This window comes from Pseudonocardia sediminis, from assembly GCF_004217185.1.
Lineage (GTDB): Bacteria > Actinomycetota > Actinomycetes > Mycobacteriales > Pseudonocardiaceae > Pseudonocardia > Pseudonocardia sediminis.
In genome coordinates this window covers 2,254,593-2,268,460 of the sequence record NZ_SHKL01000001.1, presented here as the reverse complement: position 1 = coordinate 2,268,460, position 13,868 = coordinate 2,254,593, and the positions used below count along the sequence as shown (strand labels likewise).

Here is a 13,868-nt window from a genome sequence, read left to right as displayed (position 1 = left end):
GGCTCGGGCCCGTCCCCGGGCCGTCGCCGCCCCGGACCCCGGCGTGCACGCCTGTGCCCCGCGCACCTCGCCCCGACCACGACGAGCCGTCCGCACGACGAGCACCCAGCACGAGCACCCAGCACCGCGAGCACCCAGCACCCAGCACCACGAGCCTTCGCACGACGACCGACCGGCCGCGGCCGGCACCACCACGGCCGCGGCCGGGAAGTAAGGGGACACACATGCAGCCCTGGCCGGGCCACGCGTACCCGCTCGGCGCCAGCTACGACGGCGCCGGCACCAACTTCGCGATCTTCTCCGAGGTCGCGGACTCCGTCGAGCTGAGCCTGTTCGGGCTCGACCCGACCGAGCCCGACGTCGAGACCCGGATCAGGCTGACCGAGGTCGACGGCTTCGTCTGGCACTGCTACCTGCCCGGGGTCGAGCCGGGGCAGCGCTACGGCTTCCGCGTCGGCGGTCCCTACGACGTCGCGCAGGGGCAGCGCTGCAACCCGAACAAGCTGTTGATCGACCCCTACGCCAAGGCCCTCGACGGCCCGGTGGCCTGGGACGAGGCCGTGTTCGGCTACAACTTCGGGGACCCGGACAGCCGCAACGACACCGACTCGGCGCCGTTCGTGCCGAAGTCGGTCGTGGTCAACCCCTACTTCGACTGGGGCTCGGATCGCCCGCCGAAGATCCCGTACAACGAGACCGTCGTCTACGAGGCGCACGTGCGCGGGCTGACGGTGCAGCACCCGGAGATCCCCGAGGAGATGCGCGGGACCTACTCCGGGATCGCGCACCCGGCGATGATCGAGCACCTGCAGCGCCTGGGCATCACCGCGATCGAGCTGATGCCGGTGCACGAGTTCATCACCGACCACCACCTCGAGCAGAACGGCCTCGCGAACTACTGGGGCTACAACACCATCGGCTTCCTCGCGCCGCACCACGCCTACGCCGCGGCGCCCCGCCGCCCGGGCTCGCAGGTGCCGGAGTTCAAGGCGATGGTGCGCGACCTGCACGACGCGGGCATCGAGGTGATCCTCGACGTCGTCTACAACCACACCGCCGAGGGCTCGGACATGGGCCCGACGCTGTCCATGCGCGGGATCGACAACGCCGCGTACTACCGCCTCGTCGAGGGCGACGAGCGGTACTACATGGACTACACCGGCACCGGCAACTCGCTCAACGTGCGCAACCCGCACACGCTGCAGATGATCATGGACTCGCTGCGCTACTGGGTCACCGAGATGCACGTCGACGGGTTCCGGTTCGACCTCGCGTCCACCCTGGCCCGGGAGTTCTACGACGTCGACCGGCTCTCGACGTTCTTCGACCTCGTCCAGCAGGACCCGGTGATCAGCCAGGTCAAGCTGATCGCCGAGCCGTGGGACGTCGGTCCCGGCGGCTACCAGGTCGGCAACTTCCCGCCCCTGTGGACGGAGTGGAACGGCAAGTACCGCGACACCGTGCGCGACTTCTGGCGCGGCGAGGCGGGCACGCTCGGTGAGTTCGCGTCCCGGATCACCGGCAGCTCGGACCTCTACCAGGCCGACGGCCGCCGCCCGTACGCCTCGATCAACTTCGTGACCGCGCATGACGGTTTCACCCTGGCCGACCTGACGTCCTACAACGACAAGCACAACGACGCCAACGGCGAGGACGGCAACGACGGCGAGAGCCACAACCGTTCCTGGAACTGCGGCGTCGAGGGCCCGACCGACGACGCGACCGTGCTCGCGCTGCGGGCCAAGCAGCAGCGCAACTTCCTGGCCACGCTGATGTTCAGCCAGGGCACGCCGATGCTGCTGCACGGCGACGAGCTGGGCCGCACCCAGGGCGGCAACAACAACGTCTACTGCCAGGACAACGAGATCGCCTGGCAGGACTGGTCGCTCGCGGGCAAGAACTCGGACCTGATCACGTTCACGTCCGGGATCTCGGCGATCCGCGCCGCGCACCCGGTCTTCCGCCGCCGCCGCTTCTTCGAGGGCCGCCCGATCGGCCGCCGGCGCAAGGGCGCGATCGCCGACATCGCCTGGTTCACCCCCACCGGTCAGGAGATGACCGAGGAGGACTGGGACAACGACCTGGGCCGCTGCGTCGGGGTGTTCCTCAACGGCGAGGCCCTGGCCGACGTGGACAACCGCGGCGAGCGCGTCACCGACGACTCGTTCCTGCTGTACTTCAACAGCTACTGGGAGGACATCGACGCCACGGTGCCGCCGGCCGAGTTCGGGTCGGCGTGGGAGACCGTGGTCGACTCCGCCACCGGCGAGGTGCACCCGCCGACCACGAACGCCAACGGGCCCGACATCGACCCGGTCGCCGCCGGCTCGGTGATGACGGTGCCCGCCCGTTCCCTGCTCGTCCTGCGACGGAAGGGCTGATCCGCCCGTTATGACTGCGCGTTCGCTGCCCGGCTCGACCTACCGGCTGCAGTTCTCGAAGGACCGGACGTTCGACGACGCCGCGGCGATCGTCGGCTACCTGGACCGGCTCGGCGTCGGGGCGCTCTACGCCTCGCCGCTGCTGGCCTCGGGCACCGGTTCGAACCACGGCTACGACGTCGTCGACCCGACACGGGTCTCCGCCGAACGGGGCGGCGAGGACGGTCGGGTGGCGCTCCTCGCGGCCCTGCGCGCGGCCGGGCTGAGCATGCTGCTCGACATCGTCCCGAACCACCTCGGCGTCGCGGTGCCGAAGGACAACCCGTGGTGGTGGGACGTGCTCACGCACGGCGAGTCGTCGCGCGTCGCGCACCACTTCGACATCGACTGGGGCGCCGGACCGGTGCTGCTGCCGGTCCTCGACGCCGACGCCGAGACCGCGCTGGGCAAGCTCGAGCTCTCCGACGACCGCTCCGAGCTGCGCTACTACGAGCACGTCCTCCCGGTCGCCCCGGGCACGGGTGACGAGGGCACGCCCCAGGAGGTGCACGAGCGCCAGCACTACCGGCTCGTGTCCTGGCGCCGCGGGGCGGCGGAGCTGACCTACCGCCGGTTCTTCGACGTCTCCGACCTGGCCGCGGTGCGCGTCGAGGACCCGGAGGTCTTCGCCGACACCCACCGCGAGGTGCTGCGCTGGCTCGCCGAGGACCCGACGATCGTCGGCCTGCGGATCGACCACCCGGACGGGCTGTCCGACCCGGGGGCGTACCTGCGCCGGCTGCGCGCCGAGATCGGCCCGGACCGCTGGCTGCTGGTGGAGAAGATCCTCGGCGTCGGTGAGACGCTGCCGGTGTCCTGGCCGATCGACGGCACCACCGGCTACGAGGCACTACGCGAGATCTGCGGCGTGTTCGTCGACCCCGACGGCGCCGGGCTGCTCACCCAGTTCGCCGCCGAGCACACCGGCGAGAAGCCGCACGCGCACACCGTCGAGAACGACGGCCGGCACCTCGTCGCCGACGAGCTACTGGTCGCCGAGGTGCGCCGGATCGCCGACGCCTACCACTCCGGCCCGGGTGCCGGCACCGACCCGGCCGTCTCGGCCCAGGACCTGTGCGACGCGGTGGCCGAGCTGCTCTGCGGCTTCCCGGTCTACCGCAGCTACCTGTCCGAGGGCCGCGCCGACGCCGACGCCGCCGTCGCGGTGGCCCGCACCCGCCGTCCCGACCTGGGCCCGGTGCTCGCCGACCTGCACGCCGCGCTGCTGGCCGAGCCGCACGGCGAGTTCGCCACCCGGGTCCAGCAGACGTCGGGCATGGTGATGGCCAAGGGCGTCGAGGACACCGCGTTCTATCGCTACAACCGGTTCGTCGCGCTCAACGAGGTCGGCGGCGACCCGGCGCGGTTCGGGGTCTCCCCCGCCGAGTTCCACACGGGCGCGGCGACGCGCGAGGCGTCCACACCGCACACGATGACGTCGCTGTCCACGCACGACACCAAGCGCTCCGAGGACGTCCGGGCCCGCCTGGCCGTGCTCGCCGAGCGCCCCGGGGACTGGGCGTCCCGGGTCCGGGAGTGGTCGGTGCGCCACCCGCTGCCGGACCGGTCGCTGGAGCTGCTGGCCTGGCAGAGCCTCGTCGGCGCGTGGCCGATCGACGCCGAGCGTCTGGCCGGGTACCTGGGCAAGGCGTCGAAGGAGGCCAAGCTCGTCACCAGCCACGTGAACGGCGTCCCCGACGTCGACGCCGCGATCGCGGAGTGGCCGGCGGCCGTCCTCGGCGACACCGAGCTGAGCGCGGAGATCGCGGCGTTCGTCGACGAGATCGCCGGGCCGGGGTGGTCGAACTCGCTGGGCCAGAAGCTGCTGCAGATGGCCGGGCCGGGCGTGCCCGACGTCTACCAGGGCACCGAGCTGTTCGAGTACTCCCTGGTGGACCCGGACAACCGGCGCCCGGTCGACATCGGTGCCCGGGAGGCCATGCTGGCCCGGATCGACGAGGGCCACCTGCCCCCGGTCGACACGCACGGCGCGGCGAAGCTCCTCGTCACCGCGGCGTGCGCCCGGCTGCGCCGGTCCCGCCCGGAGCTGTTCACCGGATACGTCCCGGTACCGGCCCAGGGCCCCGCCGCCGACCACGCCGTCGCGTTCACCCGCGGGGGCGGACAGCTCGTCGCGGTCGCCACGCGGCTGCCGGAGGGCCTGGCCGCGCGCGGGGGCTGGGGTGAGACGGTGCTGCCGCTGCCCGGCGGCGCCACCGACTTCCACGACGTCGTCAGCGGCAAGGCCGTGGACGGCCCGGCCCCGCTGCTGTCCACCCTGCTCGCCGACTACCCGGTCGCTCTCCTCGTCCGCCCGGCCCGACCTACGGTGACCCCGTGACGGAAGGATGTCCCTCGTGACCGACTACGCCGTGTGGGCACCCGACCGTCGGCAGGTCACCGCGCTCGTCGACGGCGACCGGTACCGCCTCGACCGCGGTGAGGACGGCTGGTGGCGCGCCGAGATCGAGGACAACGGCCCCAGCACGACGTATGCGTTCCTCGTCGACGACGACCCGACGCCGTTGCCCGACCCGCGCTCGCTGTCGCAGCCCGAGGGCGTGCACGGGCCGTCGCGGCGCTACGACCAGGACGCGTTCTGGTGGACCGACGACAAGTGGACCGGGCGGGCGCTCGCCGGCGCGGTGCTCTACGAGTGCCACATCGGCACGTTCACCGACGAGGGCACGTTCGACGCCGCGATCGGGCGCCTCGACCACCTGGTCGCGCTCGGCATCGACCTGGTCGAGGTGCTCCCCGTCAACGCTGTCGACGGCCCGCGGAACTGGGGCTACGACGGCGTGGGCTGGTACGCCGTCACCGAGAACTACGGCGGCCCGGACGCGTTCAAGCGTTTCGTCGACGCCGCGCATGCCCGCGGGATCGGCGTCGTTCTCGACGTCGTCTACAACCACCTCGGTCCCTCCGGCGCCTACCTGGACCGCTTCGGTCCCTACTTCGCCGGGCGCAACATCTGGGGCCCTTCGCTGAACCTGGACGGGCCGCACTCCGACGAGGTCCGCCGCTACGTCATCGACAACGCCCTGATGTGGCTGCGCGACTTCCACGTCGACGGCCTGCGGATCGACGCCGTGCACGCGCTGCGCGACACCCGCGCCCAGCACGTCCTGGAGCAGCTGGCAGTCGAGGTGACGGCCCTGGAGGCGCACACCGGCCGTCCGCTGTCGCTGATCGCCGAGTCCGACCTCAACGACCCCAAGCTGATCACTTCCCGCGAGGGCGGCGGCTACGGTCTCGACGCGCAGTGGACCGACGACATCCACCACTGCCTGCACGCGGTGCTCACCGGCGAGTCGCAGGGGTACTACGCCGACTTCGCCGAGGCCGGTCTGAACGGGCTCGCGCAGGTGCTGACCCGCGGGTTCCTGCACGAGGGCACCTGGTCGACGTTCCGGATGCGCAGCCACGGGGCCCCGGTCGACACCGGGAAGATCCCGGGCACCCGGTTCGTGACCTACCTGCAGAACCACGACCAGATCGGCAACCGCGCCACCGGCGACCGGCTCACCGAGACCCTGTCCCCCGGCCTGATGGCGTGCGGGGCGGCGCTGCTGTTCACCTCCGGCTTCACCCCGATGCTGTTCATGGGCGAGGAGTGGGGTGCGCGGACGCCGTGGCAGTTCTTCTCCTGCTTCCCGGACCCGAAGCTGCGCGAGGCCGTCCGCACCGGGCGTACCGCGGAGTTCGCCGACCACGGCTGGGCGGCCACCGCGGGCGGGCAGGAGGTCCCGGACCCGAACGCGGAGAACACGTTCCTGGACTCGAAGCTCGACTGGGCCGAGTCCGAGCAGGAGCCGCACACGACCCTGCTGCGGATGCACCAGGAGCTGATCCGGCTGCGCAAGACGTGGCCGGAGCTCTCGGACCCGTGGCTGGACTCGATCGGCGTCGACGTGCACGAGCAGGCCCGCACGCTGGTGGTCAACCGCGGCCGTCTGCGGGTGGTGGTCAACCTCGGCCCCGAGCCGGTGACGCTCTCTCTCGGCGCGGTGATCACCCGGATCCTGCTCGCGTCCGAACCGACGCAGAGCCGTGAGGACAGCTTCACCGTCCCCGGCGAGGCCTTCGCCATCGCTCAGATCGACGCCTGAGACAAGATCGGCGCCCGAGACCAGGTCGGCGCCTGAGCCCGGGTCGACCCTCAGACCAGCCCGCGGGCGACCTCCAGTGGCTCTGATCGTCGTCGCCGCGGGCGTGGGCGATCCGGGGCAGCGCCCCGGTCGGCGCCGAGCCGGAGACGATGATCGCCGTCCGAGCGCAGCTCACCCGAACGCCCCTCTGGGACCTGGAGGGGCGTTCGGTGTTCCGATGAGCAGCTTCCGTCGTGGCGACAAACGGCCTCCTACCTGCGATGACAGGTCTTGATACGAACATGCGTTCGAGTATGATGGAGGCATGTCCACCGGCCGGGTCGCCGCAGCGCACGACCGCCTCATCGAGGCCGTCGAAGAACTCCGCGCCGCCACCCTGGGCGCGAGTGACACCGAGCAGATCAACGTGCTCATCGCCTGCGAAGCCGCGCGGCGGCGCCTCGATAACCTCTCTGTCGGGGTCCTCGCCGGTGCCGAGCGGCGGGATGTGTTCACCTCGCGCGGTTACAAGAACAGCGCTTCTGCGTTGTCCGATCTTCTCGGCTGGGAGCGGTTCGAGGCCCGCCGCCATGTGATGGCCGCGGAGAACGTGGTGGGCAGGACCGCTCTGGACGGCACCGTCCTACCTCCGCGGCTGCCCGCCACCGCCGAGGTGTTCGACGCCGGTCGCACGAGCCTGCGTCATGTCGAGGTCGTGGCGAAGGTCCTGGCGACCCGCGCCGCGGAGCGGCTCACGCCCGAGGTGTGGTCCGCCGCGGAAGCGCAGATCGGCGCCAAGTCCTGCGAGTACACGCCGAACGAGCTGCAGGTGTGGGGCACTGCGCTGGTCGAGAAGCTGGACCAGGACGGTCCCGAGCCCGATGACGACCGGCCGGAGCCGGAGGTCAACGAGCTGCGGATCGTGCGGCACCGCAACCGGCCGGGCGGGAAGATCACCGGGCGTTTCGACGACGCGGCCATGTTCGACACCATCGCCACGGTGATCGACGCCAAGTCCAAGCCGACGTCGTCAGACGAGACCCGCGAGCCCGCGCAGCGCCAGGCCGAGGCCCTGGCCGAGGTGTGCGCTTACGCGTTATCGCACGGTCCCGCGGGGCTGGTTCCCGAGACGGGTGGGCGTCGCCCGCAGATCTCGGTGATCATCTCCCTGGAGGATCTGGAGAAGCGCGCCAAGACCGGGATGCTGGACTTCGGTGGGCGCACCTCCGCGGAAACGTTGCGGATGATGGCGTGTGACTCCGCGGTCATCCCCATCGTGTTTGACGGGAAGGGTCAGCCCCTCGACGTGGGCCGGGCGACCCGGACAATCCCCGACGGTCTCCGCCGCGCGGTCATCGCCCGGGACCGCGGCTGCGCCCACCCGGGCTGCGACCGGCCGCCGTCGTGGTGCGAGGTCCACCACGTCATCCCGTGGGAAGAACACGGCGAAACGAAGATCGACAACCTCGTGATGCTCTGCCGACAACATCACCGGCTGATCCACCACCCCGGGTGGGACGTCCGCATCCGCGACGGGCTACCCGAGTTCCTCCCACCGGCGTGGATCGACCCCAGCCGGACACCACGCCGACAGCCCGCGATGATCAGCATTCCGGGTCAGCGGCGGGAGACGCCGTCCGATGCGACGAGGTCGGAGCCTGCGCGCAGGTCCGGCGGCGTCCGCGTCGCGAACCTCGACGACCTCTTCGGCCTGCAACGTCGGTGAACGGGCCGTCTCCGGTTCGGCTGCACCACGTTCAGCCCCTGCCCGGCACGGCACGTCCCCGGCTATGCGCCGTCCTTCTCGGCGAGCCCGGAACCGGGTTCCCCCGGGAGCTGTGGGATCTCGTCGGCGGACAGCGGCGGCGGGTCCTCGTCGACCAGATCCGGGATCTCTCCGTGTGCGGCGATCACCGGGTCCGTTCGTCCGCGCCCCCGGTCCGCGCCCCCGGTCCGCGCCGACGGCCGGGCCGTCGTCTCCTGGGCCACCACCACTGACGGAGATCCGGCAGGAACCCGGCGCCCGCAACGGCGAGATGGCCGACGACCCACCGGCACACAGACCGAAGGGCCCCTCCCGGCGCGGGAGAGGCCCATCGGTGGAAGTGCTCGGATCAGAGGAGGCCCAGCTTCTGCACGGCCTCGCGCTCCTCGGTGAGCTCGGCGACGCTGGCGTCGATCTTCTCGCGGGAGAAGGCGTCGATCTCCAGGCCCTGGACGATCTCCCACTTGCCGTTCTTCGAAGTGACCGGGAACGAGGAGATGATCCCCTCGGCCACGCCGTAGGACCCGTCGGACGGGATCGCGGCGGAGGTCCAGTCGCCGTCGGGGGTGCCGTTGACCCAGTCGTGGACGTGGTCGATGGCGGCGTTCGCGGCCGAGGCGGCCGAGGACGCGCCCCGGGCCTCGATGATCGCGGCGCCGCGCTTGGCGACGGTCGGGATGAACTCGTCCTTGAGCCAGGTCTCGTCGACCTGCTCGGCGGCGATCTTCCCGTTGACCTCGGTGTGGAAGAGGTCGGGGTACTGGGTGGCCGAGTGGTTGCCCCAGATCGTGAGCTTCCTGATCTCGTCCAGCGACACGTCGAGCTTCTTGGCCAGCTGGGCCAGAGCGCGGTTGTGGTCGAGACGGGTCATCGCGGTGAAGCGCTCGGCCGGGACGTCCGGCGCGGCGGCCTGGGCGATCAGGGCGTTGGTGTTGGCCGGGTTGCCGACGGCCAGGACGCGGATGTCGTCCGCGGCGCCGTCGTTGATGGCCTTGCCCTGCGGGCCGAAGATGCCGCCGTTCGCCTCGAGCAGGTCGCCGCGCTCCATGCCCTTGGTGCGGGGGCGGGCGCCGACGAGCAGGGCGACGTTGGCTCCGGAGAACGCCTGGCCGGCGTCGTCGAAGATGTCGATGCCGCGCAGCAGCGGGAACGCGCAGTCGTCGAGCTCCATCGCGGTGCCCTCGGCGGCCTTGACGGCCTGCGGGATCTCCAGGAGGTTCAGCTTGACCGGGGTGTCGGGCCCCAGCAGCTGGCCGGAGGCGATCCGGAAGAGCAGCGCGTAACCGATCTGGCCAGCGGCTCCGGTGACAGTGACGGTAACGGGGGTAGCAGACACGACGCGGACCATAGCCGGGTCGGCCCCGACCCGCCGCGACGGGGAGCACACACGGGCGCAGGCGTGGTCAGTGCCACATCGCCGCGTCCGGAACGAGTGGCTCGTCCGGCCGTCGCGGATAGCCTGGTGCCATGACCGCCGCCGGCCCCACCCCGGCAGCGGACCGCGCTCCCGCGCCCGACCTCGCCCGCGGCGCGATGCTCCTGCTGATCGCCCTGGCCAACGTGCATCGCTACGTGTTCGGGATCGTGCCGGGGCAGCTGAGCATGCCGGACCGGGTGGTGGTCTGGGTCGAGACGCTGTTCGTCGACGGGCGCGCCTATCCCCTGTTCGGCCTGCTCTTCGGCTACGGCGTCGTGCAGCTCGCGCGACGGCGCGACGGGGACGCGGCCGTGGCGCTGGTCCGCCGCCGCGGCGTCGCGATGGTCGCGATCGGGCTGGCGCACGGGGTGCTGCTGTGGTCCGGGGAGATCGTCGGCGCCTACGGGCTGCTCGCCGTCGTGCTGGCGGGGCTGGTGGTGCGCGGCCCGGCGACGTCGCTGGCCGTCGTCGCCGTCGGCGGGCTGGTCCTGGCCGGGGCGCTGACCGCCGGGGTGCCGCCGGTCCCGGGCAGCCCGCCCGGGTCGTTCCTGTCGATCATGATGACGGACCCGGTGGCCGCGCTCGTCGCGCGTGCGGGCGAGTGGGTCCTGGCCGGCCTGCTCGGACAGCTGGTCGCCGTCGCCGGTGCGGTCGCGGTCGGTGGGCTCGCCGCGCGGGCACGGCTGCTCGACGAACCGGGACGACACCGCGCCCTGCTCGTCCGCGTCGCCGTCGTGGGTGGGGCCGGTGCGGTGGCCGGCGGGCTCCCCCAGGCCCTGCTGCTGACCGGGACCTGGAACGCGGCACCGGAGCTCGCCTCGCTGTCCGGCTCGGTGAACACGGTCGCCGGCTACGCGGGTGCGGCGGGTTACGCGGCGCTGTTCGGCCTGCTCGCGGTCCGGACGGCCGGGCGTCGCTCCCGGGCCGTCGACGCGCTGCGGGCGGCCGGGCAGCGGTCGCTGTCCTGCTACCTCGCCCAGTCCGTGGTGTTCGCGGCGCTGTTCCCGGCGTGGGCGCTCGGACTCGGCGCGACGACGCCGCTGTGGGGTGCGGCGCTGGTCGGGATCGGGACGTGGCTGATCACGGTCCTCCTGGCCGTCGCGAGTGCGCGGACCGGCCGGCGTGGCCCGGCCGAGGCCCTCCTGCGACGGCTCACCTACGGCTCGCGGAACCCGGTGGCCGAACCCGGCCCGGACCCAGGCCGACGATCCTGACCCGGTGACCGTGATCGTCTCCCTGACCCGGTGACCGTGATCGTCTACGGTCGGTCCATGGTCACGATCCGGCCCGCGGAACCCGCCGACGTCGACCGGGCCCGGCGCCTGGCGCACGACGCCTACCGGCACTACACCGAGCGGATCGGCCGTCCGCCGGCGCCGATGGAGGCCGACTACGCCGCCGTCGTCGACGCCGGCACGATGTGGGTCGCCGAGGACGACGGCCGGATGGTCGGCTTCATCGTCCTCCTCGACACCGACGACCACCTGCTGCTCGACAACGTGGCGGTCGACCCGCTCGCCCAGGGCCGTGGTGTCGGCGCACGGCTTCTGGCACTGGCCGAGGAGCAGGCGGTGGCCCGCGGCCACGACCGGATCGAGCTCTACACCAACGAGGCCATGACCGAGAACCTCGACTACTACCCCCGCAAGGGCTACGTCGAGACCCGCCGGGCCGAGCAGGACGGCTACCGCCGCGTCTTCTTCGCCAAGTCCCTCGAGGGCCGATCCTCGTAGGGACGCGGATGTCGAGCCGACGTCGCTCCGCTCCCGCGCGCGACGGTCGGGGCGTGGCTAGGGTCGTCACCGTGGCCGACGAGGACCGGGCTCAGCGCCCCACGGGCTCCCGCAGGACGTCCGGTACGGGGAGCACGCACACCGGGACCGACGGTGCGGCGCAGGAGGACCTGAGTCAGCCGAAGTTCTCCTGGCAGGGCGCGCCGGGCTACTCGCCCTTCGACCCGCAGCGCTTCCCGCCGCACGCGCCGATGCCCGGCGCGCCGCCGTACCCGGCCGCACTCGAGCACGAGCGGCCGCCGATCTCGGCGGGCCGGCGCGAGACGTTCCTGCCCCGCTGCCTGGTCGCGGCCGGGGTGTGGGCGGTGGTCGCGGTCGTGCTCGCCCTGGTGACCGGGGTCGGCGCGGGCTGGGGCCTGCGGTCGGCGGCGATCACGCTGCCGTTCCTGCTCACGGTGGGCGTGCTGTTCCTCCCGGCGCGACGCAACCGGATCGGGGTCGGCCTCCTGGTGCTGGTGGCCTTCCCCGTGTTCTGGGTGCTCTACGCCGTCGCCGTCGCCCTGCTCGGGTAACGCTGCTCGGGTAGCGCTGCTCGGGTAGGCCTCAGCCGTCCCGGCGGCGCGAGGAGATCACCCCGGTGTCGAAGCCGGCCAGGTGCAGGCCGCCGTGGAAGCGGGCGTGCTCGACCTTGAGGCAGCGGTCCATCACGACCTCCAGCCCGGCCTTCTCCGCACGCCGGGCCAACCCCTCGTCGAACAGCCCGAACTGCAGCCAGAACGTGGACGGGTGCGGGTCCAGCGCGAGCACCTCGTCCAGCACCCCGGACAGGTCCGCGGGCTTGCGGAACACGTCCACCAGGTCCGGGACGACCGGCAGCGCGTCCAGCGAGGCGTACACCGGACGTCCGAGGATCTCGGTGGCGTTCGGGTTGACGAAGTAGACGTCGAAGCCGGTCGAGGCCAGCAGGTAGGTCGCGACGAAGTTGCTGGCCCGGGCCGCGTTCGCGGACGCACCGACCACCGCGACGGTGCGGGTGTCACGCAGGATCTGCTGGCGGCGGATCGCGGGCGGGTTCGTCCAGGTCGGTGTCGTCTCCTGGGTCGTGGTCATCTCACGCCTCCTTCGACGCCGCGGTCAGGGCCTGGTCCAGGTCCCAGATGATGTCCTCGGGGTCCTCCAGTCCAACGCTGATCCGGATCAGATCTTCCGGGACGCCGGCCTCGTCGAGCTGGGACTGCGTCAGCTGCTGGTGCGTCGTCGAGCCCGGGTGCAGGACGAGGGTGCGCACGTCGCCGACGTTGGCCAGGTGGCTGCACAGCTGCACCGACTCGATGAACCGCGCCCCGGCCGCACGGCCACCGGCCACACCGAACGCGAACACCGCGCCGGGCCCCTGCGGGAGGTACTTCTTCGCCCGCTCGTGGTGGGGGTGGCTCGGCAGGCCGGAGTAGCGCACGTAGCCCACCCGCGGGTCGGCCTCGAGCCACTCCGCGACCTTCTGAGCGTTCGCCACGTGCTGGTCCATCCGCTGCGGCAGCGTCTCCACGCCCTGCAGCAGCAGGAACGCCGAGTGCGCCGACAGCGTCGCGCCGACGTCGCGCAGCTGCTCGGCCCGCAGCTTGGTCAGGAAGCCGAGCTCCTGGAAGTTGCCCCACCAGCTCAGGCCGCCGTAGGACGGGACCGGCTCGGTCATGACCGGGAAGTTGCCGTTGCCCCAGTCGAACGTCCCGGCCTCGACGACGACGCCGCCGAGCGTGGTGCCGTGCCCGCCGAGGAACTTCGTCACCGAGTGGATCACGATGTCGGCGCCGTGCTCGATCGGGCGGCACAGGTACGGGGTGCCGAGCGTGTTGTCGATGACGAGCGGGATGCCGCGGGCGTGCGCGACCTCGGCCAGACCGGCGATGTCGGAGACCTCGCCGCCGGGGTTGGACACGACCTCGGCGAAGATCAGCTTCGTCTTCTCGGTGATCGCGGCGGCGTAGTCGGCCGGGTCGGTGCCGGGGACGAACGTGGTGTCGATGCCGAAACGGCGCAGCGTCACGTCGAGCTGGGTGATCGTGCCGCCGTAGAGCGCCGACGCCGACACGATGTGGTCCCCGGCCCCGGCGAGCGCGGCGAAGGTCAGGAACTCCGCGGACTGGCCGCTGGCCGTCGCCACCGCGCCGATGCCGCCGTCGAGGCTCGCCAGGCGCTCCTCGAGCACGGCGACGGTCGGGTTCGCGATCCGGCTGTAGATCAGCCCGTACTTCTGCAGCGCGAACAGGCTCGCCGCGTCCTGGGTGTCGTTGAAGACGTAGCTCGTCGTCTGGTAGATCGGCACCGCGCGCGACCCGGTCTCGGAGTCGGGCACCGCCCCGGCGTGGACGGCCCGGGTCCGGAAACCCCAGGACCGGTCCTGCTGCTGATCGCTCATGGTCTCCATCCTGCCCCGTTGACCGG

Annotated in this window: 11 protein-coding genes; 7 read left to right on the top strand and 4 right to left on the bottom strand. The window is 72.0% G+C overall.

The genetic code is table 11. From position 1 onward, the window contains the following. Positions 1-224 precede the first annotated feature (224 nt). The 4 genes from glgX (at position 225) to EV383_RS10555 (ending at position 8,237) form a co-directional block, all read left to right on the top strand. The gene (gene glgX / locus EV383_RS10570; RefSeq protein WP_130289754.1) at positions 225-2,381 is read left to right on the top strand and encodes a glycogen debranching protein GlgX; all 2,157 of its coding nucleotides are present in this window, start codon (positions 225-227) and stop codon (positions 2,379-2,381) included. Between the two features lie 10 nt (positions 2,382-2,391). Continuing rightward, on the top strand, positions 2,392-4,761 hold the full coding sequence (gene treY / locus EV383_RS10565) for a malto-oligosyltrehalose synthase (protein ID WP_130289753.1): 2,370 nt from the start codon (positions 2,392-2,394) through the stop codon (positions 4,759-4,761). A gap of 16 nt (positions 4,762-4,777) precedes the next feature. Next, positions 4,778-6,532: a malto-oligosyltrehalose trehalohydrolase gene (treZ, locus tag EV383_RS10560; RefSeq protein WP_165438298.1), complete on the top strand. Its 1,755-nt coding sequence runs from the start codon at positions 4,778-4,780 to the stop codon at positions 6,530-6,532. 304 nt (positions 6,533-6,836) lie between these two features. Beyond that, positions 6,837-8,237, top strand: a complete 1,401-nt coding sequence (locus tag EV383_RS10555; protein WP_130289751.1) for an HNH endonuclease signature motif containing protein — start codon at positions 6,837-6,839, stop codon at positions 8,235-8,237. A gap of 62 nt (positions 8,238-8,299) precedes the next feature. On the opposite strand, the gene EV383_RS32605 is transcribed toward EV383_RS10555, so the two are convergent. Together EV383_RS32605 and EV383_RS10550 are read right to left on the bottom strand one after the other, a co-directional pair. After that, positions 8,300-8,425, bottom strand: a complete 126-nt coding sequence (locus EV383_RS32605) for a hypothetical protein (RefSeq protein WP_278044823.1) — start codon at positions 8,423-8,425, stop codon at positions 8,300-8,302. 200 nt (positions 8,426-8,625) lie between these two features. After that, positions 8,626-9,612, bottom strand: a complete 987-nt coding sequence (locus tag EV383_RS10550) for a malate dehydrogenase (RefSeq protein ID WP_130289750.1) — start codon at positions 9,610-9,612, stop codon at positions 8,626-8,628. Positions 9,613-9,743: 131 nt separating this feature from the next. Here EV383_RS10550 and EV383_RS10545 point away from each other — a divergent pair, with 131 nt between their 5' ends. The 3 genes from EV383_RS10545 (at position 9,744) to EV383_RS10535 (ending at position 11,998) form a co-directional block, all read left to right on the top strand. After that, positions 9,744-10,907 (top strand): DUF418 domain-containing protein, encoded by a 1,164-nt coding sequence (locus EV383_RS10545; RefSeq protein ID WP_130289749.1) that lies wholly within the window; start codon positions 9,744-9,746, stop codon positions 10,905-10,907. A 57-nt stretch (positions 10,908-10,964) separates the two neighbouring features. Next, positions 10,965-11,426, top strand: coding sequence for a GNAT family N-acetyltransferase (locus EV383_RS10540; RefSeq protein WP_130289748.1), 462 nt, complete (start codon positions 10,965-10,967; stop codon positions 11,424-11,426). A gap of 71 nt (positions 11,427-11,497) precedes the next feature. Then, positions 11,498-11,998 carry a hypothetical protein gene (locus tag EV383_RS10535; protein WP_130289747.1) on the top strand — a complete coding sequence of 167 codons (501 nt, stop codon included), beginning with the start codon at positions 11,498-11,500 and terminating at the stop codon, positions 11,996-11,998. Positions 11,999-12,029: 31 nt separating this feature from the next. Here EV383_RS10535 and EV383_RS10530 read toward each other — a convergent pair whose 3' ends face one another. Then, positions 12,030-12,536: a CoA-binding protein gene (locus EV383_RS10530; RefSeq protein WP_130289746.1), complete on the bottom strand. Its 507-nt coding sequence runs from the start codon at positions 12,534-12,536 to the stop codon at positions 12,030-12,032. A 1-nt stretch (position 12,537) separates the two neighbouring features. Continuing rightward, positions 12,538-13,851, bottom strand: coding sequence for an O-acetylhomoserine aminocarboxypropyltransferase/cysteine synthase family protein (locus EV383_RS10525; RefSeq protein ID WP_130289745.1), 1,314 nt, complete (start codon positions 13,849-13,851; stop codon positions 12,538-12,540). Positions 13,852-13,868: the final 17 nt, after the last annotated feature.